Genomic DNA, 20,057 nt, shown 5'->3' with positions numbered 1-20,057 from the left:
AAAATAACGAAAAAACTAGAATAGGTTAGTTAATTTTTAGATAAGACGTTAATTATACAGCAAATATAGATGAAAATAAAATTTAAACTTTACAAATTTATAAATGCAATAACTATCTTCGTTAAAAATATTCTAAATGAATTTTGATCACATTTTAAACAATCTTCACGTTAAATGTAGCGCTGAAAAAGATACTGGTAAAATCGCCAATTATATACCAGAATTAAAAAAGGTAAATGCTAATAAGTTTGGAATTTATTTAGATACATTATCCACAGAACAAGTTGGTATTGGAGATTGTAACGAAAAGTTTTCCATACAAAGTATTTCAAAGGTTTTTACATTAACATTGGCACTTAAAATAATAGGAGATAAAATATGGAAACGTGTTGGAGTTGAACCTTCAGGAGACCCTTTTAACTCTTTAGTTCAATTAGAATTGGAAAAAGGAATTCCAAGAAATCCGTTTATAAATTCTGGAGCTTTAGTAATTGCAGACCTATTAGTTAGTAAATTAAAAAATCCTAAAGAAGATACTTTAAATTTTATTCGAAAAATTAGTAATAATCAAAACATATATTCTAATGAATCCATAGCAGCTTCAGAAAAAAAATATGGCTTTAAAAATGCAGCTCATATTAATTTAATGAAATCGTTTGGAAATATTAAAAACTCAGTTGATGAAGTTCTAGATTATTACTACCAAATGTGCGCTATAGAAATGAGTTGTAAAGAACTTGCTTCATCGTTTCAACTATTTGCAAATGGAGGTGTTTTACCTTATAATAATGAAGAAATATTAACACCAAGTTATACTAAAAGAATTAATGCAACTATGCAATTATGCGGTTTGTATGATGAAGCTGGTAATTTTGCTTTTAAAGTTGGATTACCTGGAAAAAGTGGAGTTGGTGGTGGTATTGTAGCGGTTTGTCCACATAAATATGCTATCGCAATTTGGAGTCCAAAATTAAATAAAAAGGGAAACTCTGTAAAAGCTTTAAAGGTACTAGAAGAATTTACAACACAAACAGAATTATCTATATTTTAAAGTATTACTATTTTATTTTTAATAGCAAATAATACCAATCCTATTCTAGATTTTGCATTTATTTTTTGAAATAAAGCTTCTCTATAATTTTCTATAGTTTTTGGACTTAAGCACATTTCTGAAGCAATTTCTTTATAGGTTCTTTCAGAACAACATAATTTTAAAAATTCAAGTTCTCTTTCTTTTAAAGTAATACCCGATTTACTTGAATCTGAATTGTTATTTATTAATGTTTTAGCAACTTCATCTGTATAATAAAAACCATTTTTATAAACTTCGTTTATTGCATGTTCTAATATTTCAGGATGAATATCTTTTAATAAATAACCTTTAGCTCCAGCGCGTAACATTCCAAGTACATTTTCTTCATCTTCTTCCATAGATAAAGCCAGTACTTTTATTGAAGGGTAATTATTTTTTAACCAAGTACAAGTTTCAATACCTCCCATTCGTTTCATTTTTACATCTAATAAAACAATGTCTGGAACTGGATTTTTAGCTTCTAAATATTGAACTATTTCATCTCCATCACTAAAACCTTCTAGCACTTTAAAACTTGAAAAACAAGACACTAAACCTTTTAACGAAGATAAAAACAACTGATGATCATCAACAATACATATATTAATTGGGCTATTACTCATGACTATTTTTTATTTCGAACAACTAAGATATAACTTTGTTCCCTTATTTTCTTCTGAAGTTAAATTTAATTTTGCTCCAATTAGTTCTGCTCTACTTTTTATATTTATTAACCCAATTCCTTTTTCTTTTGATTGGTCTACTATATCAAAACCAATTCCATTATCTTCTGCTAAAATTTCTAATTTAGAATTTAAATAGTTAAAAGTGATTGTAAGCTTTTGTGCTTTTGCATATTTTAACGTATTGTTACAAAATTCTTGTAATATTCTAAAAAGTATTATTTCTTTTTCGTTAGATAAATCAAAAGATTCACCTTTAATAATTAGTTGAGCATCAATAACATTTAAACGGTTAAAACGCTCAATTTCAAACTGTATAGAATCTAATAAGCCTTTATTTTTAATAGTTTCTGGGTTTAATGATTTTGATAAACCCCGAAGTTCTTCTAAACTTTTACTAATAATACTTCCCGTTTCAAAAACTTGCTTTTTTTGCGCTTCTGGAAGTGCATATTGAACCATATTTAATTGCATTTTTGCAACTGATAATAACTGTCCAACATTGTCGTGTATTTCCCAACTTATGTTTTGCAAAGTTTGCTCTTGAATTTCTAATTTAGATTTGTTAATCTCTTTTTCAAAACGTTGTTGAGTTTCTTTTTGCTTTAAAATATATGTTGTTTTTTTCTTCTGAAAGTACATTAAAAACACCACTAATGTTGCTGCTAAAACAATAACTATTATAGTAACTACTAAAACTAATATTTGTATTTCTGTTTGTTCCAAAACTTATGTGTTTAATTCTTTTTTACTAACAACAAATCCAGTAATAAAAGAGGTTGCCATTAATAGATTTAAAACTAAAATTATATAATTAAAAATGCCTTGCCAATCTATTAACTCCCCAATAACAAACACAGGTATTGAACCAATATTAATTACTAAAACTCCAACACTTAACCAAAAAAACAATGATTTTTGAAATTTTAAAATTGAGTCACTATTCAGCAATTCAGTATAATAAACCATTATAGTAAAAACTATAAAAAACATACCTAAAATAGCACTATAATTTAAGTTTTCGATTCTTATATTTTTATAAAATAAAACATTAATAGTTATAAATAATATGTAAATAAGTATTAATCCAAAAACGAGCCTTTTTTTGGCTAAAATCTTTATTTTATAACTAAAAAATAGTAAGTAAAATAGTGTATTCACTATATTCCAAATATTATATATTAAATAGGCTCTAATTTTTAACGTGTAAATTACATAAACCGCTGATACTTCGGTTAAAAAAGAATAAATTAAAAAATACAACCATAGTTTTAAAAGCAAACTTTGGTTGTATTTTTTATAATTTAATAGGCCAACAATAAGAGTAAATGCATATATTAATATATAAGTATACTTATCATTCATACACTATAAACTATTGTGGATATTGAGCTGAAGGTGGATCTCCAACATGTCCATTATTCAATCCTCCTAAATCAGGAATATCAGTTCCTCCTTGTTCCTCACTTTCTATACATTCTTTTTGTTTAGCTCCAACTTTAGCTTCAGTTGGCACTATAAATACAGTAGACAAATTTTTCTTTGTTTTATCTTTCTTTCCATAAGCTCCAAAATAAACTCTAAAACCATTAACATTAGTGTTTGCTTTTTTACAATCATCAATAAAGCTTTGTAATTCTTCAATTGAAAACCAGCTAGAACATGCATCTTTTTCTTTTGGCTTTTTATTCAATTTTTCAACAATTTCATCTAGCGCATTCCCTTTTGTATTAATAAAATTTTGATTTAATTCAATAGCTTCTTCTTTAGTAATTCTTTTCATGTAGGTTAGTTTTTTAATAATTATTAAATGTAATACATTCCTTTGAAAACTAGAAATAAAAAACACTAGGGGGAAAATCCCCTTTTAAAAGCGTTAAAACACCTAATAAATAAATGCCATTTCTACATACATTTGTCAAGCATTAAAGATGAAAGTTTTAAACGATGAAATTCAATACTATCTGTAGTCAAAAAAAATTAAGAGTAATTTTATACAGTGTTTTAATAATACTTGTAGTATTTCTTAATTTATATATGATTAATGCAGTAGTATCAAATTCACATCAAAACACTAATGTTAAAACATTAACTTCATTTAATAGTAAGAATTAAATTCCACTCCCCACGTGAAACTTATTCTTTGATGCTAGTCAGAGGGTTTAAAATCAATATTGGGCTGATTTTAAGAGGCTGTTGTAACAACAGCCTTTTTTTTGTGCTAAATTCTATTAGTTAAATTATCTTTGCACTTTAAAACTAAAGAAATGAACAACGTTAGAGTACGATTTGCACCTAGTCCAACAGGTCCGTTACATATTGGTGGTGTTAGAACAGCACTTTTTAATTACTTATTTGCAAAAAAATACAATGGAACTTTTGTGTTACGTATTGAAGATACAGACCAAACGCGTTATGTAGCAAATGCCGAACAATATATAATAGACTCATTAAATTGGTTAAACATTCCTTTTGATGAAGGACCAAATAAAAACGAAAAATTTGGACCTTACCGTCAATCTGAACGTAAAGATATCTATAAAAAATATGCTGAAGAACTTATTAAAAAAGGAAAAGCGTATTACTGTTTTGATACTGCTGAAGAATTAGATGCACACAGAAAAGATCACGAAGCTAAAGGAAAAACATTTATTTATAACTGGCATAACAGAGCAAAATTAACCAATTCGGTTTCACTTTCTAAAGAAGAAGTAGAGCAACGCATTGCTAATGGCGATAAATATGTAGTACGTTTTAAAATGTACGAACCAGAAAACAACGATGCTGAAACTATTGAAGCAGATGATATTATACGAGGACATGTTTCTTTTAAAAAAGAAATATTAGATGATAAAATTCTGTTTAAAAGTGACGGAATGCCAACCTATCATTTAGCAAATATTGTAGATGATCATTTAATGGAAATCTCACACGTAATTCGTGGTGAAGAATGGTTGCCTTCGCTCCCACTTCATATTGCTTTATACGAAGCTTTTGGTTGGAACGCTCCAGAATTTGCACATTTACCACTAATTTTAAAACCAGTTGGTAAAGGAAAATTAAGCAAACGTGATGGAGATAAATTAGGTTTCCCTGTTTTCCCATTAGCATATACAAATACTGAAGGTGAAGTTTCTAGAGGTTACAAAGAAGATGGCTATTTTTCTGAAACTGTAGTAAACTTTTTAGCCTTATTAGGTTGGAATCCAGGAACTGAACAAGAATTATTTAGTTTAGAAGAATTAATACAATCGTTCGATTTAGCACGTGTAAACAAAGCTGGAGCACGTTTTGATCCAGATAAAACAAAGTGGTTTAATCAACAATATATGCAACAAAAATCGAATGCAGATTTAGCTGTTACATTTGCTGAAAGTCTTAAAGAAAAAGGTATTTCTTTAGAAGAAAAAACTATTGAAAAAGTAGTTTCTTTAATTAAAGAAAGAGCCACTTTTGTAAACGATTTTTGGGATTTAAGTAGTTTCTTTTTTGAAGCTCCAACGGAATACGATGCAAAAGCTTCACGCAAACAATGGAAAGAAGATACGCCAATTTTAATGAATGAATTAATTGCAATTATTGAAACTATTGAAGACTTTAATTCAGTAAACATTGAAACTATTGTTAAAGAGTGGATAACTAGTAAAGAAATAGGTTTTGGAAAAATTATGCAACCTTTCCGTTTAAGTTTGGTAGGCGCCATGAAAGGTCCTCACCTATTTGATATTGCAGAACTAATTGGTAAAGAAGAAACTATTAGTAGAATTAAAAAAGCTATTAATACGTTGTAATATTCAAAACGTCAACCTGAACTTGATTCAGGTTCGCATAATAATTGACCATTGTGATGAGATGCTGAAACAAGTTCAGCATGACACTAAATCAATTTACTAAAGTTTAAAAAACTAAAAAAGGAGCTTTTCAGCTCCTTTTTTTATATCTCAATTTTAACATTATAATCTTTTAATGCGTCTTTATATTTTTCTGGTTGAAAACTCTCTGCGCTAAACTCTATATTTCGTTCACGTCTCATTTTAATATGTTTTATAGAGCGCAAAAATCTTCTCATATCTGTTTCATTAGAAAGAATTAAACCAGGAACTTCTACTCCTTTTCCATTTTCATCTCTCGCTACCATAGAAAAGTAAGACGAATTACAATGTTTTATAACTCCTGTTCTAATATTTTGAGATTCTACACGAATACCAACAACCATAGATGATCTACCCACATAATTAACTTGTGCATGTAATGTTAACAACTCTCCTACTTCAATTGGATTTAAAAAATCTACTCTGTTTACAGAAGCTGTTACACAATATTCACCAGAAAACTTTGATGCAGAAGCAAATGCAGCTTTATCCATAACAGATAAAATATAACCTCCATGTATTTTACCACTAAAATTGGAATGTGATGGTAGCATTAATTCCGTTAAAATAATTTCTGATTCTTCTGGTTTTTTAAATATCTTATTCATAAAGTCTATTCTGTTATTTTAACTCCAATTACAAAATATTTAGTATCTCCTAACCAGGGAAACGTTCCAAAACGTTCTTTATAGGTTAGTTTTACATCTTTACCTTGTAAGTCTTTTAACTGTTGAATTACTTCTTTTTCATTGTCTTCAACAGAAAATTGAAATCTTTGTGCTTCAGAAACTCCTTGGCTAATTTCTCCTTCCCATGTTTTAAAAACATACCCTTTACTACTAAATTTAACCAATTCTCCTGCTCTATATCCTTCACTATAGGTTATGTAATAAATTGCTGTAAAATAAAGCACTAAACCTAAAGCAATTACACCTATAATACTAAATAATATTTTTTTCATAATTTATTTTTAAAAAACAAATATAACCAATCATGTTTTGGTTTATGAATTTAACGGTAATTTTTATAAACTGTAACATTTTTAAAAATTAGTATACAAATAGATATAATTTACTTTTAAATACTATTTAAAAACATTGTATATTTAATATTTCATTAATATTTAAAAAATTTAGAAATGATTGGTACTTATATTACTATTTTTATTGTTGTTGTTATAATAGCAACAGGATTATTTACTGTTAAACAACAAACAAATGCTATAATTGAACGCTTTGGTAAATACCAAAGTATTAGAGGTGCAGGTTTACAACTTAAAATTCCTATTTTTGATAAAGTTGCAGGTCGTGTTAGTTTACGTGTACAACAATTAGATGTAATTGTTGAAACTAAAACAAAAGATGATGTTTTTGTACACTTAAAAATATCGGTTCAATTTTTAATACAAAAAGGGCATGTTTATGATGCTTTTTATAAATTACAAAATCCACATGAGCAAATTACATCTTTTATTTTTGATGTTGTACGTGCAGAAGTTCCAAAAATGATACTAGATGATGTATTTGAGAAAAAAGAAGAAATTGCAATTGCAATTAAACGTGATTTAAAAGAAGCTATGCTTGAATATGGTTACGATATAATTAAAGCATTAGTAACTGATATTGATCCAGATGAAAAGGTAAAAATTGCCATGAACCGTATTAATGCAGCTGATAGAGAAAAAATTGCTGCACAACACGAAGGTGATGCGCAACGTATTTTAATTGTAGAACGCGCAAAAGCAGAGGCTGAAAGTAAACGTTTACAAGGTAAAGGTATTGCCGATCAACGTAGAGAAATTGCTCGTGGTTTAGAAGAAAGTGTTGACGTTTTAAACAGAGCTGGAATTAACAGTCAAGAAGCATCGGCATTAATTGTAATTACGCAACATTATGATACGTTACAAAGTATTGGATCAGATACTAAATCTAATTTAATATTACTACCAAACAACCCGAATGCAGCAAGTAATATGTTAAATGATATGGTTACAAGTTTAGTGGCGGCTAATAAAATTCAAGAAGCTTCTCACGAAGAAGTAAATGATTCTAAAAAAAATAAAAAATAATTTATGATTTTAACAACCACACATACTATTGAAACACACCAAGTAAAAGAATATTTAGGAATTGTTACTGGAGAAACTATTATTGGTGCTAATATTTTTAAAGACTTTTTTGCAAGTATTAGAGATATAGTTGGTGGACGTTCTGGTTCTTATGAAAAAGTTTTACGAGAAGCTAAAGAAACTGCTCTAAAAGAAATGGAACAAGCTGCAAAAAAATTAGGTGCTGATGCTGTTGTTGGAATTGATTTAGATTATGAAACTGTTGGTAAAAATGGAGGTATGCTAATGGTAACTGCTTCTGGTACTGCAGTAAAATTTTAGTTTTTTAAAATTTTTCAATAAAAAAAAGCCTGCAATTTTTGCAGGCTTTTTTTATGTGAGTTACATGAACATTACTTATTTTTTATCTTCAATTTTTGTATCATCAACATCTTCGTCATCTTTTGTGGCTTTCTTAAATTCTTTAATTCCACCACCAAGACCTTTCATTAATTCTGGAAGTTTTTTACCACCAAAAAGTAGTAAAATAGCTAATCCAATAATTATCCATTGCCAAGGACCAACCATTCCTAAAAAAATATATAATGCGTTCATTTGTTTAAATTTTTGAATTACAAAGATATCAAATTAGTTCTAAACTTAAAAAGTTTAAAATTCTTTTTAATTTCTAGATTGAATAGAACCTCCTAAAGTTTTCTTTGTTTTTAATACTTCTGGTGTTCCTTTATATCTTACTTTACCACCAAAACGTACTTGTGCGTTTAAAGATTCATTTGCAATAACTTCTGCTCTAGCTCCAGATGCCGCTGTAACAATTACAGTATCAGCATCTAATCCATAAGCACTATAATTTCCACCAGTTGTAGTTTCTATAGTTTGATTTTCAGCTTTTCCACTTAAATTTATAATACCACCTGTTACACATTTAACTTCTAAATGTTTAACGTTAACTTCTAAAATAATACCTGCACCTTCTTGTACCTTAACTTCTAAATGTGGTTGTTTTAATTTTTTGCTTGAAGTAATTACTGCACCTTCATTTGCATCTATAACTGAAATAGGTTCGTTGTAAAATAATTTAATTTTAACATCATCTGCTACAAAACCTTCTGGAAATTTTAAACGAATTTTTAAAGTTCCATTTGAGTTTTTAACAGTTATGTCTTCAGCTTTATTTCCTGAAATTTCAATTTTTGATTGACTCGATTTTTCTAATTCAACATTTAAACCGTTAAATACTTTTAACTCATCAAAATCACCTAAACGTTTTGTAATAGTTTCTTGAGAAAAAGTTAATGAAACAGTAAAAAATAATAAGAATGCTATTTTTTTCATTGTATAAATTTTTTATATAACTATCAAAATACACAATAATTGTGCCTTTTAGAGTTAATTATTTATTAATCTTTTCTAATAATGTAAAATCTAAATGTTTACGTTCTAAATCTGTTTGCTTTACTTTAATTAAAACATGTTCACCTAATTGATATAAATTTTGTGTTGATTGTCCAACTAGTGCATATTGCTTTTCATCGTAAATATAATAATCGTCCTTAATTTCTCTGATTCGCACCATTCCTTCACATTTATTTTCAATTATTTCAACATAAATTCCCCATTCGGTTACTCCAGATATTACACCTTCAAATTCCTGATCTTTATGATCGGCCATATACTTAACCTGCATGTATTTTATAGAATCACGTTCGGCTTTTGAAGCTAAATATTCCATTTCTGAAGAATGTTTACATTTTTCTTCATAAACTTCAGCTTTTGCAGAACTTCCACCATCTAAATAATGTTGTAACAATCTATGTGTCATAACATCTGGATATCTTCTAATTGGTGAAGTAAAATGTGAATAATAATCAAAAGCTAAACCATAATGACCAATATTTTGTGTAGAATATTCTGCCTTACTCATAGTTCTAACCGCTAATGTTTCAATCATGTTAGATTCACCTTTTCCATGCACATCTTCCAATAACTTATTTAAGGTTTTTGAAATGGTTTTTTTGTTTTTTGTATCAATTTTATTGGTGTACCCAAACTTGCTAACAATGGTTTGTAACGAAGCTAATTTTTCAACATCTGGTTCATCGTGAATACGATATACAAATGTTTTTTTACTTGCAGTTCCGTTTTTATTAGCTCCAACAAATTCAGCAACTTTTCTGTTTGCTAACAACATAAACTCTTCAATTAGTTTATTAGCATCTTTAGATTCTTTAAAATAAACACCTTGTGGCTCTGCCTCTTCGTTTAAAATAAATTTTACCTCTACTCTATCAAAAGTAATAGCTCCTGCGCTTAAACGCTTTTTACGGAGTTTTTTTGCTAATTCATCTAATTTTAAAATTGCTTCTACAATTTCTGGCTGCACTTTGTATGATTCTCCAGTAATTGAAACGTCTTTTGAAACAGTATCTCCTTTAGATTCTATTATTTCTTGTGCTTCTTCATAAGCAAAACGTTTATCGGAATACGTTACAGTTCTACCAAACCATTGGTTAAGTACATGTCCTTTTTGATCTATTTCAAAAACGGCTGAAAATGTTAATTTTTCTTCATTAGGACGTAATGAACATACACCGTTTGATAATACTTCTGGTAACATTGGCACTACTCTATCTACTAAATAAACCGAGGTTGCTCTATCATAAGCTTCATTATCTAAAATAGTATTTTCCTGAACGTAATGTGAAACATCTGCTATATGAATTCCAATTTCATAATTACCATTTTCTAGTACTTTATACGATAATGCATCGTCAAAATCTTTAGCATCTTTTGGATCTATGGTAAACGTTAAATCATCTCGCATATCTATACGCTTTGCAATTTCGTTTTCTGAAATTTCTAATGATATTTTATCTGCTTCGTGCTCTACTTTTTCTGGAAATTTATATGGTAAACCGTATTCTAATAAAATAGAATGAATTTCTGTGTTATGATCTCCTGGTTTTCCTAATATTTCTTTAATTTTTCCGAATGGATTTTTAGAATTATCTGGCCATTCGGTAATTTTTGCTAAAACTTTTACACCGTGTTCAGCATCTTTTAATTTGTTTTTTGGAATAAATATATCAGCATACATTTTTGGATCATCTGGTATTACAAATCCAAAGTTTTTATTCAATTGTAAAACTCCAACAAATTCAGTTTTGGCACGTTTCACAATTTCAACAACATCACCTTCTTCTCTACTATTTTTTTTACGTTGATATAGGTAAATTTTTACCGTATCGTTATCCATTGCTCTATTTAAATTACGAGCCGGAATGTAAATATCGTGTTCTAATTCTTCACAAATAAAATATGCATTTCCATTTGAAGTAGCATCAATAGTTCCAATATAGTATTTAGATAAAGGAATTACTTTAAACTTACCTCTTTCTGTTTCTTCAACCTTTTCTTGACCTTTTAAATCTTCAAGCTTTTTTATTATTTGATTTCTTCCATTAGCATCTTCAATATTTAATTTAGAAGCAATTTGCTTGTAATTAAAAGATTGACTGCTAGATTGATTTAAAACTTGTAATATTTTTCTAGTTAAATCTTTAATTACGTTTCCTTTCTTTTTATAAATTTTTTTTCTTTTCGACATTTATTTTTATTTAATTGTATCCAAAAGTACAAATAATTAAACTTGAAATAAGTTAATAAAGCGTTATATAAATTAGTATTTGTATTTTAGACCGTTATTAAACAGTTTATATGAATTCTAAATGGTTTGTTATTGTAAATCCTACTTCTGGTAATGGAATTTCTAAAAAATTATGGCCTAAAATTGAAAAGGAATTAATAGTACAAAATATTGAATTTAAAGTTGCATTTACTAAATATGAAGAGCATTCTAAAGAACTAGTTCAAAGTGCTTTAAATAATAATTTTAGAAAAATAATAAGTGTTGGTGGCGATGGAAGTTTACATAATATTGTAAATGGAATTTTTAATGCAACATCTACCGATTATAAATCTATAAAACTTGGCGTTATACCTATCGGAACTGGTAACGATTGGGTAAAGAGTTATAACATTCCTATAAATTATAAAAAAGCAATAGCAATTATTAAAGAAGAATACTCTTATTATCAGGATATTGGAAAAATTTTATTAATTAATTCAAATACCTATTACTATTTTAATAATCTAGCTGGAATAGGTTTTGACGGACACGTTGTTAACAAAGTGCATAAGTATAAATATTTAGGATTTTTAGCGTATTTAACTGGAGCTTTGGTAAGTTTAGTAGGATTTAAAAGAAAATATTTAGAAATAAAATTTAATAAAACTACCATTTCAGGGAAAAGCTTAATGTTACTTATAGGAATTGGAAAATATTCTGGAGGTGGAATGCAATTAACTGAAAATGTGAAAACTAACGATGGTTTATTTGATATTTCATATATAAAAGATGTGTCTTTTTTAACTGTTATCAAACATATTTCAAAACTATTTAAAGGTACTGTTACTGATCTTCCAATAATTAAAACTTACAAAACTTCAGCTTTAAAAGTATCTATAAAAAACAAAAAAAATATTTACTTACAAGCTGATGGTGAATTACTTAAAACTGATAGTTTTACAGCTTCTATTTTACCAAGAGCTTTACAATTTATAATACCAAAACCTTAAAAAGTTAAATTTTTCTTAATAAAATTGTAACAACTGTTAATTTTTTTCGTCTTTATATAAATACAAGCACTGAAAAATGAAACGGTTATATAAAATAATCATCTTCTTTTTAATCATTTTTGGAATAGGAATCTATTCCACGGTTAAAAGTATAAATACTTCTTTCACTTCTGAAGATGAAATAGAAACAGTTTCTGCTAAACCACAATTACTAAATTTAGTTACTAAACTTTAATTTTTTATTTTTAAATTATATCTAAAGTTACTTTAAATAAGTTTTGTTTAAAACTAGTTGTTAACACTAGTAATTATAATAAAAAAGAAATTTAAAAATTTTAAAAAATATTTTTTGTTATTATAGCTTGTTAATATGTGCAATAACTAATTGTGTATTTATTTTTTTACTTCACTTATTAATAATTACTAACAGTTATTAATATAATAACTACTTAAAAATCAATAATAATTTTTAGTTTATTAACAAACTGTTAATAGTAATTAACAGTAATAAACTTAATAATTTTAAGCTCTAAAAATGTTAATAAGTGTTCTAAAACCTGTGTACAATTTTAAATTAAAAATAGATAAATAAATTTGCTTAATAATTTCTTAATCTGGATTAGTTAAAAACAGTTAATAATCAAAAAATAGTTGTCTTTTTTAACTCTAAACTTATCCACAATTTTAATTAAATGTAAAATTAGTGTTAATCAGTGTTTTATAAAATGCTATTAACATTTGTTAATTTAACTGTTAATAAGCTTGATTTTGTATTTTTGTACCACTATTTAATTAACAAAATATATAAATATGACTATTGCCATAGGAAATGATCACGCAGGAACTGAATACAAGTTCGAAATTATTAAATTTTTAGAAGAAAAAGGTTATAAAGTTTTAAACTTTGGAACCGATTCAAATGATAGTATGGATTATCCAGATGCTATTCATCCTGTAGCTGAAGCTGTAGAAACTGGAAAAGCAAAATATGGCATTATTTTATGCGGAAGTGGAAATGGAGCACAAATGACAGCAAACAAACATCAAGGTATTAGAGCTGGTTTAGTTTGGAATAATGAGTTAGTTGAATTAATACGTTTACATAACAATGCTAATGTATTAACTATTCCTGCTCGTTTTGTATCTTTACAACAAGCTTTAGGTTTTGTAGATATATTTTTAAATACTGAATTTGAAGGTGGAAGACACCAAACTAGAATTAATAAAATTCCAACAGGTTGTTGTTAATTTTAAAATATAAAAATTAATAATCATTTAGTACTTATTAAAAATCTCTTGTTTATGAAAATAAGCAAGAGATTTTTATATATAAAAGTGTTCGATTTAATAGTTATATATTTAGTAACTTTGTGTATATAAATATAGCTTTTAATATTTAATGTCTCACAATCATTCTCATCATCATCCAACATTAACGGGTAAAAACTTATTAATATCTATTGTATTAAATATTGTAATTACTGTTGCTCAAATTATTGGGGGTTTTTTATCTGGAAGTTTAGCATTAATTTCTGATGCTATTCATAATTTTTCTGATGTTGTTTCATTAATAATTAGTTATATAGCAAACATTTTAACTAAAAAAAAGAAACAAACTAAACAATATACTTTTGGTTTTAAGCGAGCCGAAATTATTGCAGCTTTTATAAATGCAGCTACACTAATTGTAATTGCAATTTTTTTAGCGAAAGAAGCAATAGAGCGTTTTAATAATCCACAAGAAATTAAAAGTAATTTAGTTATTTGGATGGCTATTTTAGGTATTGCAGCAAATGGGTTTAGTGTATTATTATTAAAAAAAGATGCCGAACATAATTTAAATATGAAATCGGCTTACCTTCATTTATTAACCGATATGCTAACTTCAGTTGCAGTGTTAATTGGAGGGTTATTAATGAAATATTACCAAGTTTATTGGATTGATGCTCTATTAACCTTAATAATTTCTATTTATTTAGTGTATATGAGTTGGAGTATTTTAATAGCTTCAACAAAAATATTAATGCTTTTTGCACCAAAAGATATTAATATTGATGAAGTTGTAAAAGAAGTTTTAAAGGTTGAAACAATAAAAAATATTCACCATGTACATATATGGCAATTAAACGAGCACGAATGTCATATAGAAGCACATCTTGAATTTTCAAATGATATTAAACTCTCTGAATTTGATATAGTTTGTGAAACTATTGAAGTTAAATTATTAGAAAAATTCGATATCAATCATTGTAATTTTCAGCCTGAATTTATTCGTGATGATAAAAAGGATGTAATATTTCAAGATTAATGCTAAAAATAAACACTAAAACATATTCAAATCTTACTAAAGAAGAAGTATACCAAATTTTACAATTACGAAGCGAAGTTTTTGTAGTTGAACAAGATTGTGTGTATCAAGATATTGATTTTAAAGACCAAAAAGCAATGCATGTTTTAGGTTTTAAAAATAATAAACTAGTTGCCTATACACGTATTTTTAAAAGCGGAGATTATTTTAAAAATGCAAGTATTGGTAGAGTAGTAGTAGCTAAAAAAGAGAGAATAAATGGTTATGGTCATCTAATTTTTGAAGCTTCAATAAAAGCTGTAAATCAATTTTTTAATGAATATTATATTAAAATTTCAGCTCAAAAATATTTAAAAAATTTCTACCAATCTCATAATTTCAAACAAATTGGTGAGGAGTATTTAGAAGATGGAATTCCACATATAGCAATGATAAATTTTTAATAAAATGAACAATCCAAAAGTTAAAATAAACAGTATCAAAAATTTATCTCATGATTATTATAAACTAGATAAGGTAAATTTTGATTACCAAACAAAAGATGGTAATTGGCAAACCCAAATTCGTGAAAGTTACAATAGAGGCGATGGAGCGTGTATTTTATTATATAATCCTTCAGAAAAAAAAGTATTACTAACTAAACAATTTAGAATGCCAAGCTATTTAAATGAAAATGCAGATGGTATGATGATAGAAGTTTGTGCAGGTTTATTAGATGAAGATGATCCAATTACATGTATAAAAAAAGAAGCTGAAGAAGAAGTAGGTTACAAAATTTCAGAACCTAAAAAAGTATTTGAACTGTTTTCAACTCCAGGAGCTGTCACAGAGAAAATTCATTATTTTATTGCTGAATATTCTAGCGACATGAAAATTAGTGAAGGCGGAGGTTTAGAAGAAGAAACTGAAGAAATAGAAGTATTAGAAACCGACTTTAATAAAGCTCTTAAAATGATCTCTACAGGTGAAATTTGTGATGCAAAAACTGTTATTTTACTACAATATGCGCAAGTACATAAATTATTATAATTATGCTATTAGCAGTCACTTTTATTGGTATTAAAACAGCATTAGTAAAACATATTTCCAAAATACATTTGTTAGTTAGTAATTGATATTTAAAAAAACTTTAAACTATCAATTTGGTAATTTTAGGTTTGTATTTTATATTAGAAACTGAAAAAAATAAAAATGCCATACCAACTACTAAAACAAAATATTCAAAAAAACATTCAAATTTCCACTAATGAATTGGATGAAATATGTAATAATTTTGAACTAAAAATTATAAATAAAAAAGAATTTCTTCTTACCCAAGGAAGTATTTTTAATTACGAAGGATTTGTAATAGAAGGTTGTTTTAGAATTTTTACAATAGATAAAAATGGTAATGAAAACACATTATATTTTGCTGTAAAAGATTGGTGGTTAATGGATATTGATAGTTTTATGAATCAGTCACCATCAGATTTAAATATTCAAGCTCTAGAAAACAGTAAAGTTCTTTTAATAAACAGAACTAATAAATATTCTCTTTACAAATTATACCCTATTGTAGAAAAATTATTTAGAATAATGTCGCAAAAAGCGCTTGTGGCTTGGCAAAGAAGATTAATACGTAACCATAGCCAAACAGCAAAAGAAAGATATTTTTATTTCATAAAAAATTACCCAAACATAGCTTCCAAAATTAGTAACAAACAAATAGCAAGTTATTTAGGTATTACGCATGAGTTTTTAAGTAAAATTAAAAAATTACCTAAATAATATATTTTTATATGAAGTTGAACTTGTTCAACTATTTTGTAATAAAGTTTTAGAATTTTTGTAAAATAAAATTATAAACTTTTATGAAAAACGCATTATTTCTATTTTTAACAGTAGCTTTTGTAGGTATAAAAACTGTAAATGCTCAAAAATTTTATAACATAACAGATGAAGAAGCTCTAAAAGTGATATTAGCAGCTAAAAAAAATGCCGAAGATATAAATGTACTTGTTAATATAGCAGTTGTCGATTCAGGATCTAATTTAAAAGCATTTATTAGAATGGATAACTCTTTTTTAGGAAGCATTGATATTGCTATTAAAAAAGCAAAAACAGCAAGGTATTTTAATATAGATACAGGAAAACTAGGAGAATTAACACAACCAGGAGGTATTATTTATAATATTGAACATTCTAACAATGGTTTAATTACCTTTCCTGGAGGATTACCAATAAAAAATAAAAAAGGTGATATTATTGGAGCAATTGGAGTAAGCGGTGGAACTATAGAACAAGATAGAGCTATTGCAACTGTAGGAGCAGAATCAATTATAGATTAATTCAATATTAAAAAATTTAAATTATGAATAGAATTAAAAGCGCAATAATAACAATATTACTTATAGTAGTTCAAGTAAGCTTTGCACAAGTTTCTGATGAATTGATGTTGTACAGACAAGATTTTAAAAATATATATGGTAAAAACACAGTATCTGTAACAAGTTATCAAAAAAACGGTTCGCACTACATATATGCAGGTGGAATTGGTAATGTAGATGTATATAGCTTAAATAAAAAAGGTATTCTTACTCCAATAAGTAACCATAAACTATATATGGAAAAAGGACCTGCAAGAGGTATGGTTGCTGATAATATTAATGGTACAGACTTTCTTTTTATAGCAAACAAACATGGAAATGTAATTGAAACTTTTAAAATTTTAGATAATGGTTCTATTGAGCGAGTTTCTTTAATCGAAGATACAGATAAAACACATCTTGGTACTGCAATTACTTTACAAGTAATTCATATGAAAAAATCGTCTTATCTATTTGTTGGCGGTTTAGAAGAAACACCAGGTTTAAGTTGTTTTAAAATTGAAGACAGTGGTAAACTTACCCATGTACAATCTATGAAAGATAACGAAACTATTCATACAGATGGAATTATAGGTATGTTTACACATAAAATTAAAGGTAAAACTTTTTTATACACTGGTGGTTTTCAAGATAATGGAGTTAGTAGTTTTAGAGTTTATGAAAACGGTAAGTTTAAAAATATTAACAATATAAGCGATAATACTAAAGATAGGTATTTAACAGGAACATATCCAGTTACTGGTGTTACTTTAGGTGAAAATAATTATGTAGTTGTTGGTCATAGGCATCATAAATATTACAAAAGAGGAGGTTTTATAAAAAGACCAAATTTTGTTTATCATGGCGATGGTGTAACTGTTTTTAAAGTAAATAAAAAAGGAGCATTAATACCTCATTTTGTTTTAAAAGATGATGAAACTACAAAATTACAAGGCCAAACAAGAATTGAAATTGTTTCAACAAATAACAATGAAGCCGTTTTAGCTGTTGGTACAAGAGATGATGCTAGTATTCAACTATTAAAACTAAATAAAGAAGGTATTCTTAGTCCTATTAACTATTTAGAAACTGGTTTTTCCATTTATTATGGCTTGAGGTCTCATAAAATTGAAGACCAAAATTTCCTAATTGCTGGATCGTTTAGATTTGATTTAGGAAAAGTGGCAACCTATAAAATATCTCCAAAAATTAACAGAGACGGAAAAATTTTAAGGCACATTGTAAATCTAAAATATAAAAAAGATGCTACAGAAGCACAAATCAATACTGCTGCTAGTGCTTTTGAAAATCTCAAAAATAAAATTCCAGAAATTGCTAACCTAGAATGGGGAATAAATGATAGTACAGAAGGAGCTAGCAAAGGTTTTACACACACTTTTACCTTAACATTTAATAATGAGCACGAAAGAGAAATTTATTTATTTCATAAAGCACATTTAGATTTAGTAAGTAAAATAGGCCCAATAATAGACGATGTTTTAGTGATGGATTATTGGATTAAAAAATAAATTATAATGAAATTAAAAAATAAAAAAGCCATTGTTACTGGTGGAAGTAGAGGATTAGGAAAAGCAACAGCTATTGCATTTGCTAAAAAAGGTATTGATGTTGCAATTACTGGTAGAGATGAAGAAAAATTAAAAAAAACAGTTACAGAAATAAAAGCGTTAGGTGTAAATGCTTTTTACGAAATATTTGATGTACGCAATTATAAAGAAGTACAAGTTGGAATAAAAAACATAATTTCAAATCTAGGAACTGTAGATATTTTAGTAAACAATGCTGGTATTGCTGCTATTGGTTCGTTAAATGAAATGGAAGTGAGTGTTTGGGAACAAATTATTCAAACCAACGTATTAGGAATGTACTATGTTACTAAAGAAGTACTACCTTATTTAATAGATAAAAATAAAGGAGATATAATTAACGTAGCATCAACAGCAGGGCTAAACGGAAATCCAAATATTTCAGCTTATTCAGCATCAAAATTTGCAGTTATTGGTTTGTCACAATCGTTAATGAAAGAGGTACGTAAAAACAATATTAGAGTAAACACATTAACACCAAGTACAATAGCCTCTGATATGACATTGGAATTAGGAATGACTGATGGAAATCCAGATAAAGTATTACAACCAGAAGATTTTGCCCAACTTATTGTTGCAGGTTTACAATTACCTAGACGTGCAATGCTGGCAAATGCATCATTATGGTCTACAAATCCATAAAACAATTTTTATTTAATAAGAGTTAAAGTGATTATTTTTTTTAGAAATTTTTAGAGGTACAATATTGTTTAAATTCAAATACACAATTAACTAACCTCTATAATGTGTTACGTAATTTTGTTATAATATGCACAAATAAATAACCTTTTAAAGTGTTAATTAAAGCTTAAATTTCACTAAAAATCAATATTTATTTTTTTATTACTAACCGATTGTTTAGTTTTGCATTGTAATTACAAATTAATGGCACGAAAAAAGGAATATATAGAAGAAGAAGTAATTGAAAAAGCTATGAATTTATTCTGGCGAAATGGTTATGAATCTACATCTATGCAAATGCTCGAAAAAGAAATGGGTATTAATAAATTTTCTATTTATTCTAGCTTTGGTAATAAGCACGGTGTGTTTGTGGAGAGTTTAAAAAGCTACAAACAAAAAGTAAGTAAAATTTTTCAAAAATTAAGAGATTCAAATAATGGAGTTGAAGATATTAAAGAATTTTTCTATAATTCTGTAGATGTTACCAAAAAACCAAACAATCAAAAAGGTTGTTTAGTTACCAATACTTATAATGAATTTGCTGAAAGTGAAGATAAAATGATTAAAGAACAAATGGAAACTTTTATGAAAAATTTAAAGCAAATTTTTATTGAAAAATTAAGAATGGATCCAAATAAAAATGAAGAAACTATATTAAAACAAGCAAACTATTTATTATTATCTAAACATGGATTAGCCGCGGCAGCAAGAGTAAATACTCAAAAAGAAATTGAAGATTATATTGAAATAATTTTCAAAAATTTATAAACTTTTTTTTAAACA

24 protein-coding genes are annotated in these 20,057 nt (G+C 27.1%); 15 read left to right on the top strand and 9 right to left on the bottom strand.

All coding sequences use genetic code 11. The features are described 5' to 3' along the window. The first annotated feature begins 136 nt into the window (after positions 1-136). The gene (locus R3X25_RS04665; RefSeq protein ID WP_317672332.1) at positions 137-1,051 is read left to right on the top strand and encodes a glutaminase; all 915 of its coding nucleotides are present in this window, start codon (positions 137-139) and stop codon (positions 1,049-1,051) included. On the opposite strand, the gene R3X25_RS04660 is transcribed toward R3X25_RS04665, so the two are convergent. The 4 genes from R3X25_RS04660 to R3X25_RS04645 all read right to left on the bottom strand — a co-directional run bounded on the left by R3X25_RS04660 (position 1,048) and on the right by R3X25_RS04645 (position 3,538). Then, positions 1,048-1,695: a response regulator transcription factor gene (locus R3X25_RS04660; protein ID WP_317672331.1), complete on the bottom strand. Its 648-nt coding sequence runs from the start codon at positions 1,693-1,695 to the stop codon at positions 1,048-1,050. The genes R3X25_RS04665 and R3X25_RS04660 overlap by 4 nt on opposite strands. A 9-nt stretch (positions 1,696-1,704) precedes the next feature. Further along, complete coding sequence (locus R3X25_RS04655; RefSeq protein ID WP_317672329.1) at positions 1,705-2,481, bottom strand: sensor histidine kinase; 777 nt, start codon at positions 2,479-2,481, stop codon at positions 1,705-1,707. Between the two features lie 3 nt (positions 2,482-2,484). Further along, positions 2,485-2,667: a hypothetical protein gene (locus R3X25_RS04650; protein ID WP_317672327.1), complete on the bottom strand. Its 183-nt coding sequence runs from the start codon at positions 2,665-2,667 to the stop codon at positions 2,485-2,487. Positions 2,668-3,130: 463 nt separating this feature from the next. After that, positions 3,131-3,538, bottom strand: a complete 408-nt coding sequence (locus tag R3X25_RS04645; protein ID WP_317672325.1) for a hypothetical protein — start codon at positions 3,536-3,538, stop codon at positions 3,131-3,133. A gap of 484 nt (positions 3,539-4,022) precedes the next feature. Between R3X25_RS04645 and gltX the strand changes: the two genes are divergently transcribed. Then, positions 4,023-5,546: a glutamate--tRNA ligase gene (gene gltX, locus R3X25_RS04640; protein ID WP_317672323.1), complete on the top strand. Its 1,524-nt coding sequence runs from the start codon at positions 4,023-4,025 to the stop codon at positions 5,544-5,546. A gap of 143 nt (positions 5,547-5,689) precedes the next feature. On the opposite strand, the gene R3X25_RS04635 is transcribed toward gltX, so the two are convergent. Together R3X25_RS04635 and R3X25_RS04630 are read right to left on the bottom strand one after the other, a co-directional pair. After that, the gene (locus R3X25_RS04635) at positions 5,690-6,235 is read right to left on the bottom strand and encodes an acyl-CoA thioesterase (RefSeq protein WP_317672321.1); all 546 of its coding nucleotides are present in this window, start codon (positions 6,233-6,235) and stop codon (positions 5,690-5,692) included. A 5-nt stretch (positions 6,236-6,240) separates the two neighbouring features. Then, positions 6,241-6,588, bottom strand: a complete 348-nt coding sequence (locus R3X25_RS04630; protein ID WP_317672319.1) for a 6-phosphogluconate dehydrogenase — start codon at positions 6,586-6,588, stop codon at positions 6,241-6,243. A gap of 177 nt (positions 6,589-6,765) precedes the next feature. Here R3X25_RS04630 and R3X25_RS04625 point away from each other — a divergent pair, with 177 nt between their 5' ends. Continuing rightward, positions 6,766-7,695, top strand: a complete 930-nt coding sequence (locus R3X25_RS04625) for an SPFH domain-containing protein (protein ID WP_317672317.1) — start codon at positions 6,766-6,768, stop codon at positions 7,693-7,695. A 3-nt stretch (positions 7,696-7,698) separates the two neighbouring features. Then, a complete protein-coding gene (locus R3X25_RS04620) occupies positions 7,699-8,016 on the top strand; it encodes a heavy metal-binding domain-containing protein (protein WP_317672315.1) in 318 nt (105 codons plus the stop codon). A gap of 75 nt (positions 8,017-8,091) precedes the next feature. On the opposite strand, the gene tatA is transcribed toward R3X25_RS04620, so the two are convergent. The 3 genes from tatA to rnr form a co-directional block, all read right to left on the bottom strand. After that, a complete protein-coding gene (gene tatA / locus R3X25_RS04615; protein WP_317672313.1) occupies positions 8,092-8,289 on the bottom strand; it encodes a twin-arginine translocase TatA/TatE family subunit in 198 nt (65 codons plus the stop codon). Between the two features lie 66 nt (positions 8,290-8,355). Then, complete coding sequence (locus R3X25_RS04610) at positions 8,356-9,030, bottom strand: head GIN domain-containing protein (protein ID WP_317672311.1); 675 nt, start codon at positions 9,028-9,030, stop codon at positions 8,356-8,358. A gap of 58 nt (positions 9,031-9,088) precedes the next feature. Next, positions 9,089-11,302, bottom strand: coding sequence for a ribonuclease R (rnr, locus tag R3X25_RS04605; protein ID WP_317672309.1), 2,214 nt, complete (start codon positions 11,300-11,302; stop codon positions 9,089-9,091). A gap of 110 nt (positions 11,303-11,412) precedes the next feature. On the opposite strand from rnr, the gene R3X25_RS04600 reads away from it, so the two are divergent. From R3X25_RS04600 to R3X25_RS04550, 11 genes are all read left to right on the top strand, one after another. Continuing rightward, a complete protein-coding gene (locus tag R3X25_RS04600; protein ID WP_317672307.1) occupies positions 11,413-12,333 on the top strand; it encodes a diacylglycerol kinase family lipid kinase in 921 nt (306 codons plus the stop codon). Between the two features lie 76 nt (positions 12,334-12,409). After that, positions 12,410-12,568, top strand: a complete 159-nt coding sequence (locus R3X25_RS04595; RefSeq protein WP_317672305.1) for a hypothetical protein — start codon at positions 12,410-12,412, stop codon at positions 12,566-12,568. Between the two features lie 575 nt (positions 12,569-13,143). Beyond that, positions 13,144-13,581: a ribose 5-phosphate isomerase B gene (gene rpiB / locus R3X25_RS04590; protein ID WP_317672303.1), complete on the top strand. Its 438-nt coding sequence runs from the start codon at positions 13,144-13,146 to the stop codon at positions 13,579-13,581. Positions 13,582-13,732: 151 nt separating this feature from the next. Then, a complete protein-coding gene (locus tag R3X25_RS04585; RefSeq protein WP_317672301.1) occupies positions 13,733-14,641 on the top strand; it encodes a cation diffusion facilitator family transporter in 909 nt (302 codons plus the stop codon). Then, positions 14,641-15,084 carry a GNAT family N-acetyltransferase gene (locus R3X25_RS04580; protein ID WP_317672299.1) on the top strand — a complete coding sequence of 148 codons (444 nt, stop codon included), beginning with the start codon at positions 14,641-14,643 and terminating at the stop codon, positions 15,082-15,084. Before R3X25_RS04585 ends, R3X25_RS04580 begins: the two co-directional genes overlap by 1 nt. Before the next feature lie 4 nt (positions 15,085-15,088). Continuing rightward, positions 15,089-15,670, top strand: coding sequence for an NUDIX domain-containing protein (locus R3X25_RS04575; RefSeq protein ID WP_317672297.1), 582 nt, complete (start codon positions 15,089-15,091; stop codon positions 15,668-15,670). Between the two features lie 162 nt (positions 15,671-15,832). Then, the gene (locus R3X25_RS04570) at positions 15,833-16,408 is read left to right on the top strand and encodes a Crp/Fnr family transcriptional regulator (protein ID WP_317672295.1); all 576 of its coding nucleotides are present in this window, start codon (positions 15,833-15,835) and stop codon (positions 16,406-16,408) included. 83 nt (positions 16,409-16,491) lie between these two features. Beyond that, a complete protein-coding gene (locus tag R3X25_RS04565; RefSeq protein WP_317672293.1) occupies positions 16,492-16,968 on the top strand; it encodes a heme-binding protein in 477 nt (158 codons plus the stop codon). Between the two features lie 23 nt (positions 16,969-16,991). Further along, positions 16,992-18,515: a Dabb family protein gene (locus R3X25_RS04560; protein WP_317672291.1), complete on the top strand. Its 1,524-nt coding sequence runs from the start codon at positions 16,992-16,994 to the stop codon at positions 18,513-18,515. A gap of 3 nt (positions 18,516-18,518) precedes the next feature. After that, entirely contained in the window at positions 18,519-19,235 is a 717-nt protein-coding gene (locus R3X25_RS04555; protein ID WP_317673407.1) for a 3-ketoacyl-ACP reductase, read from the top strand. Positions 19,236-19,478: 243 nt separating this feature from the next. Beyond that, complete coding sequence (locus tag R3X25_RS04550; protein WP_317672289.1) at positions 19,479-20,042, top strand: TetR/AcrR family transcriptional regulator; 564 nt, start codon at positions 19,479-19,481, stop codon at positions 20,040-20,042. Positions 20,043-20,057: the final 15 nt, after the last annotated feature.

The sequence above is a fragment of the Lutibacter sp. TH_r2 genome (assembly GCF_033101135.1).
Lineage (GTDB): Bacteria > Bacteroidota > Bacteroidia > Flavobacteriales > Flavobacteriaceae > Lutibacter.
This window is presented reverse-complemented; position numbering and strand designations above follow the sequence as displayed.

Excerpts from the sequence above, each read along its gene's own strand:
- R3X25_RS04665 (WP_317672332.1), top strand. The coding sequence starts at position 137 with ATGAATTTTGATCACATTTTAAACAATCTTCACGTTAAATGTAGCGCT.
- R3X25_RS04660 (WP_317672331.1), bottom strand. The coding sequence starts at position 1,695 with ATGAGTAATAGCCCAATTAATATATGTATTGTTGATGATCATCAGTTG.
- R3X25_RS04645 (WP_317672325.1), bottom strand. The coding sequence starts at position 3,538 with ATGAAAAGAATTACTAAAGAAGAAGCTATTGAATTAAATCAAAATTTT.
- gltX (WP_317672323.1), top strand. The coding sequence starts at position 4,023 with ATGAACAACGTTAGAGTACGATTTGCACCTAGTCCAACAGGTCCGTTA.
- R3X25_RS04635 (WP_317672321.1), bottom strand. The coding sequence starts at position 6,235 with ATGAATAAGATATTTAAAAAACCAGAAGAATCAGAAATTATTTTAACG.
- R3X25_RS04630 (WP_317672319.1), bottom strand. The coding sequence starts at position 6,588 with ATGAAAAAAATATTATTTAGTATTATAGGTGTAATTGCTTTAGGTTTA.
- R3X25_RS04625 (WP_317672317.1), top strand. The coding sequence starts at position 6,766 with ATGATTGGTACTTATATTACTATTTTTATTGTTGTTGTTATAATAGCA.
- R3X25_RS04620 (WP_317672315.1), top strand. The coding sequence starts at position 7,699 with ATGATTTTAACAACCACACATACTATTGAAACACACCAAGTAAAAGAA.
- tatA (WP_317672313.1), bottom strand. The coding sequence starts at position 8,289 with ATGAACGCATTATATATTTTTTTAGGAATGGTTGGTCCTTGGCAATGG.
- R3X25_RS04610 (WP_317672311.1), bottom strand. The coding sequence starts at position 9,030 with ATGAAAAAAATAGCATTCTTATTATTTTTTACTGTTTCATTAACTTTT.
- rnr (WP_317672309.1), bottom strand. The coding sequence starts at position 11,302 with ATGTCGAAAAGAAAAAAAATTTATAAAAAGAAAGGAAACGTAATTAAA.
- R3X25_RS04600 (WP_317672307.1), top strand. The coding sequence starts at position 11,413 with ATGAATTCTAAATGGTTTGTTATTGTAAATCCTACTTCTGGTAATGGA.
- R3X25_RS04595 (WP_317672305.1), top strand. The coding sequence starts at position 12,410 with ATGAAACGGTTATATAAAATAATCATCTTCTTTTTAATCATTTTTGGA.
- rpiB (WP_317672303.1), top strand. The coding sequence starts at position 13,144 with ATGACTATTGCCATAGGAAATGATCACGCAGGAACTGAATACAAGTTC.
- R3X25_RS04585 (WP_317672301.1), top strand. The coding sequence starts at position 13,733 with ATGTCTCACAATCATTCTCATCATCATCCAACATTAACGGGTAAAAAC.
- R3X25_RS04580 (WP_317672299.1), top strand. The coding sequence starts at position 14,641 with ATGCTAAAAATAAACACTAAAACATATTCAAATCTTACTAAAGAAGAA.
- R3X25_RS04575 (WP_317672297.1), top strand. The coding sequence starts at position 15,089 with ATGAACAATCCAAAAGTTAAAATAAACAGTATCAAAAATTTATCTCAT.
- R3X25_RS04570 (WP_317672295.1), top strand. The coding sequence starts at position 15,833 with ATGCCATACCAACTACTAAAACAAAATATTCAAAAAAACATTCAAATT.
- R3X25_RS04565 (WP_317672293.1), top strand. The coding sequence starts at position 16,492 with ATGAAAAACGCATTATTTCTATTTTTAACAGTAGCTTTTGTAGGTATA.
- R3X25_RS04560 (WP_317672291.1), top strand. The coding sequence starts at position 16,992 with ATGAATAGAATTAAAAGCGCAATAATAACAATATTACTTATAGTAGTT.
- R3X25_RS04550 (WP_317672289.1), top strand. The coding sequence starts at position 19,479 with ATGGCACGAAAAAAGGAATATATAGAAGAAGAAGTAATTGAAAAAGCT.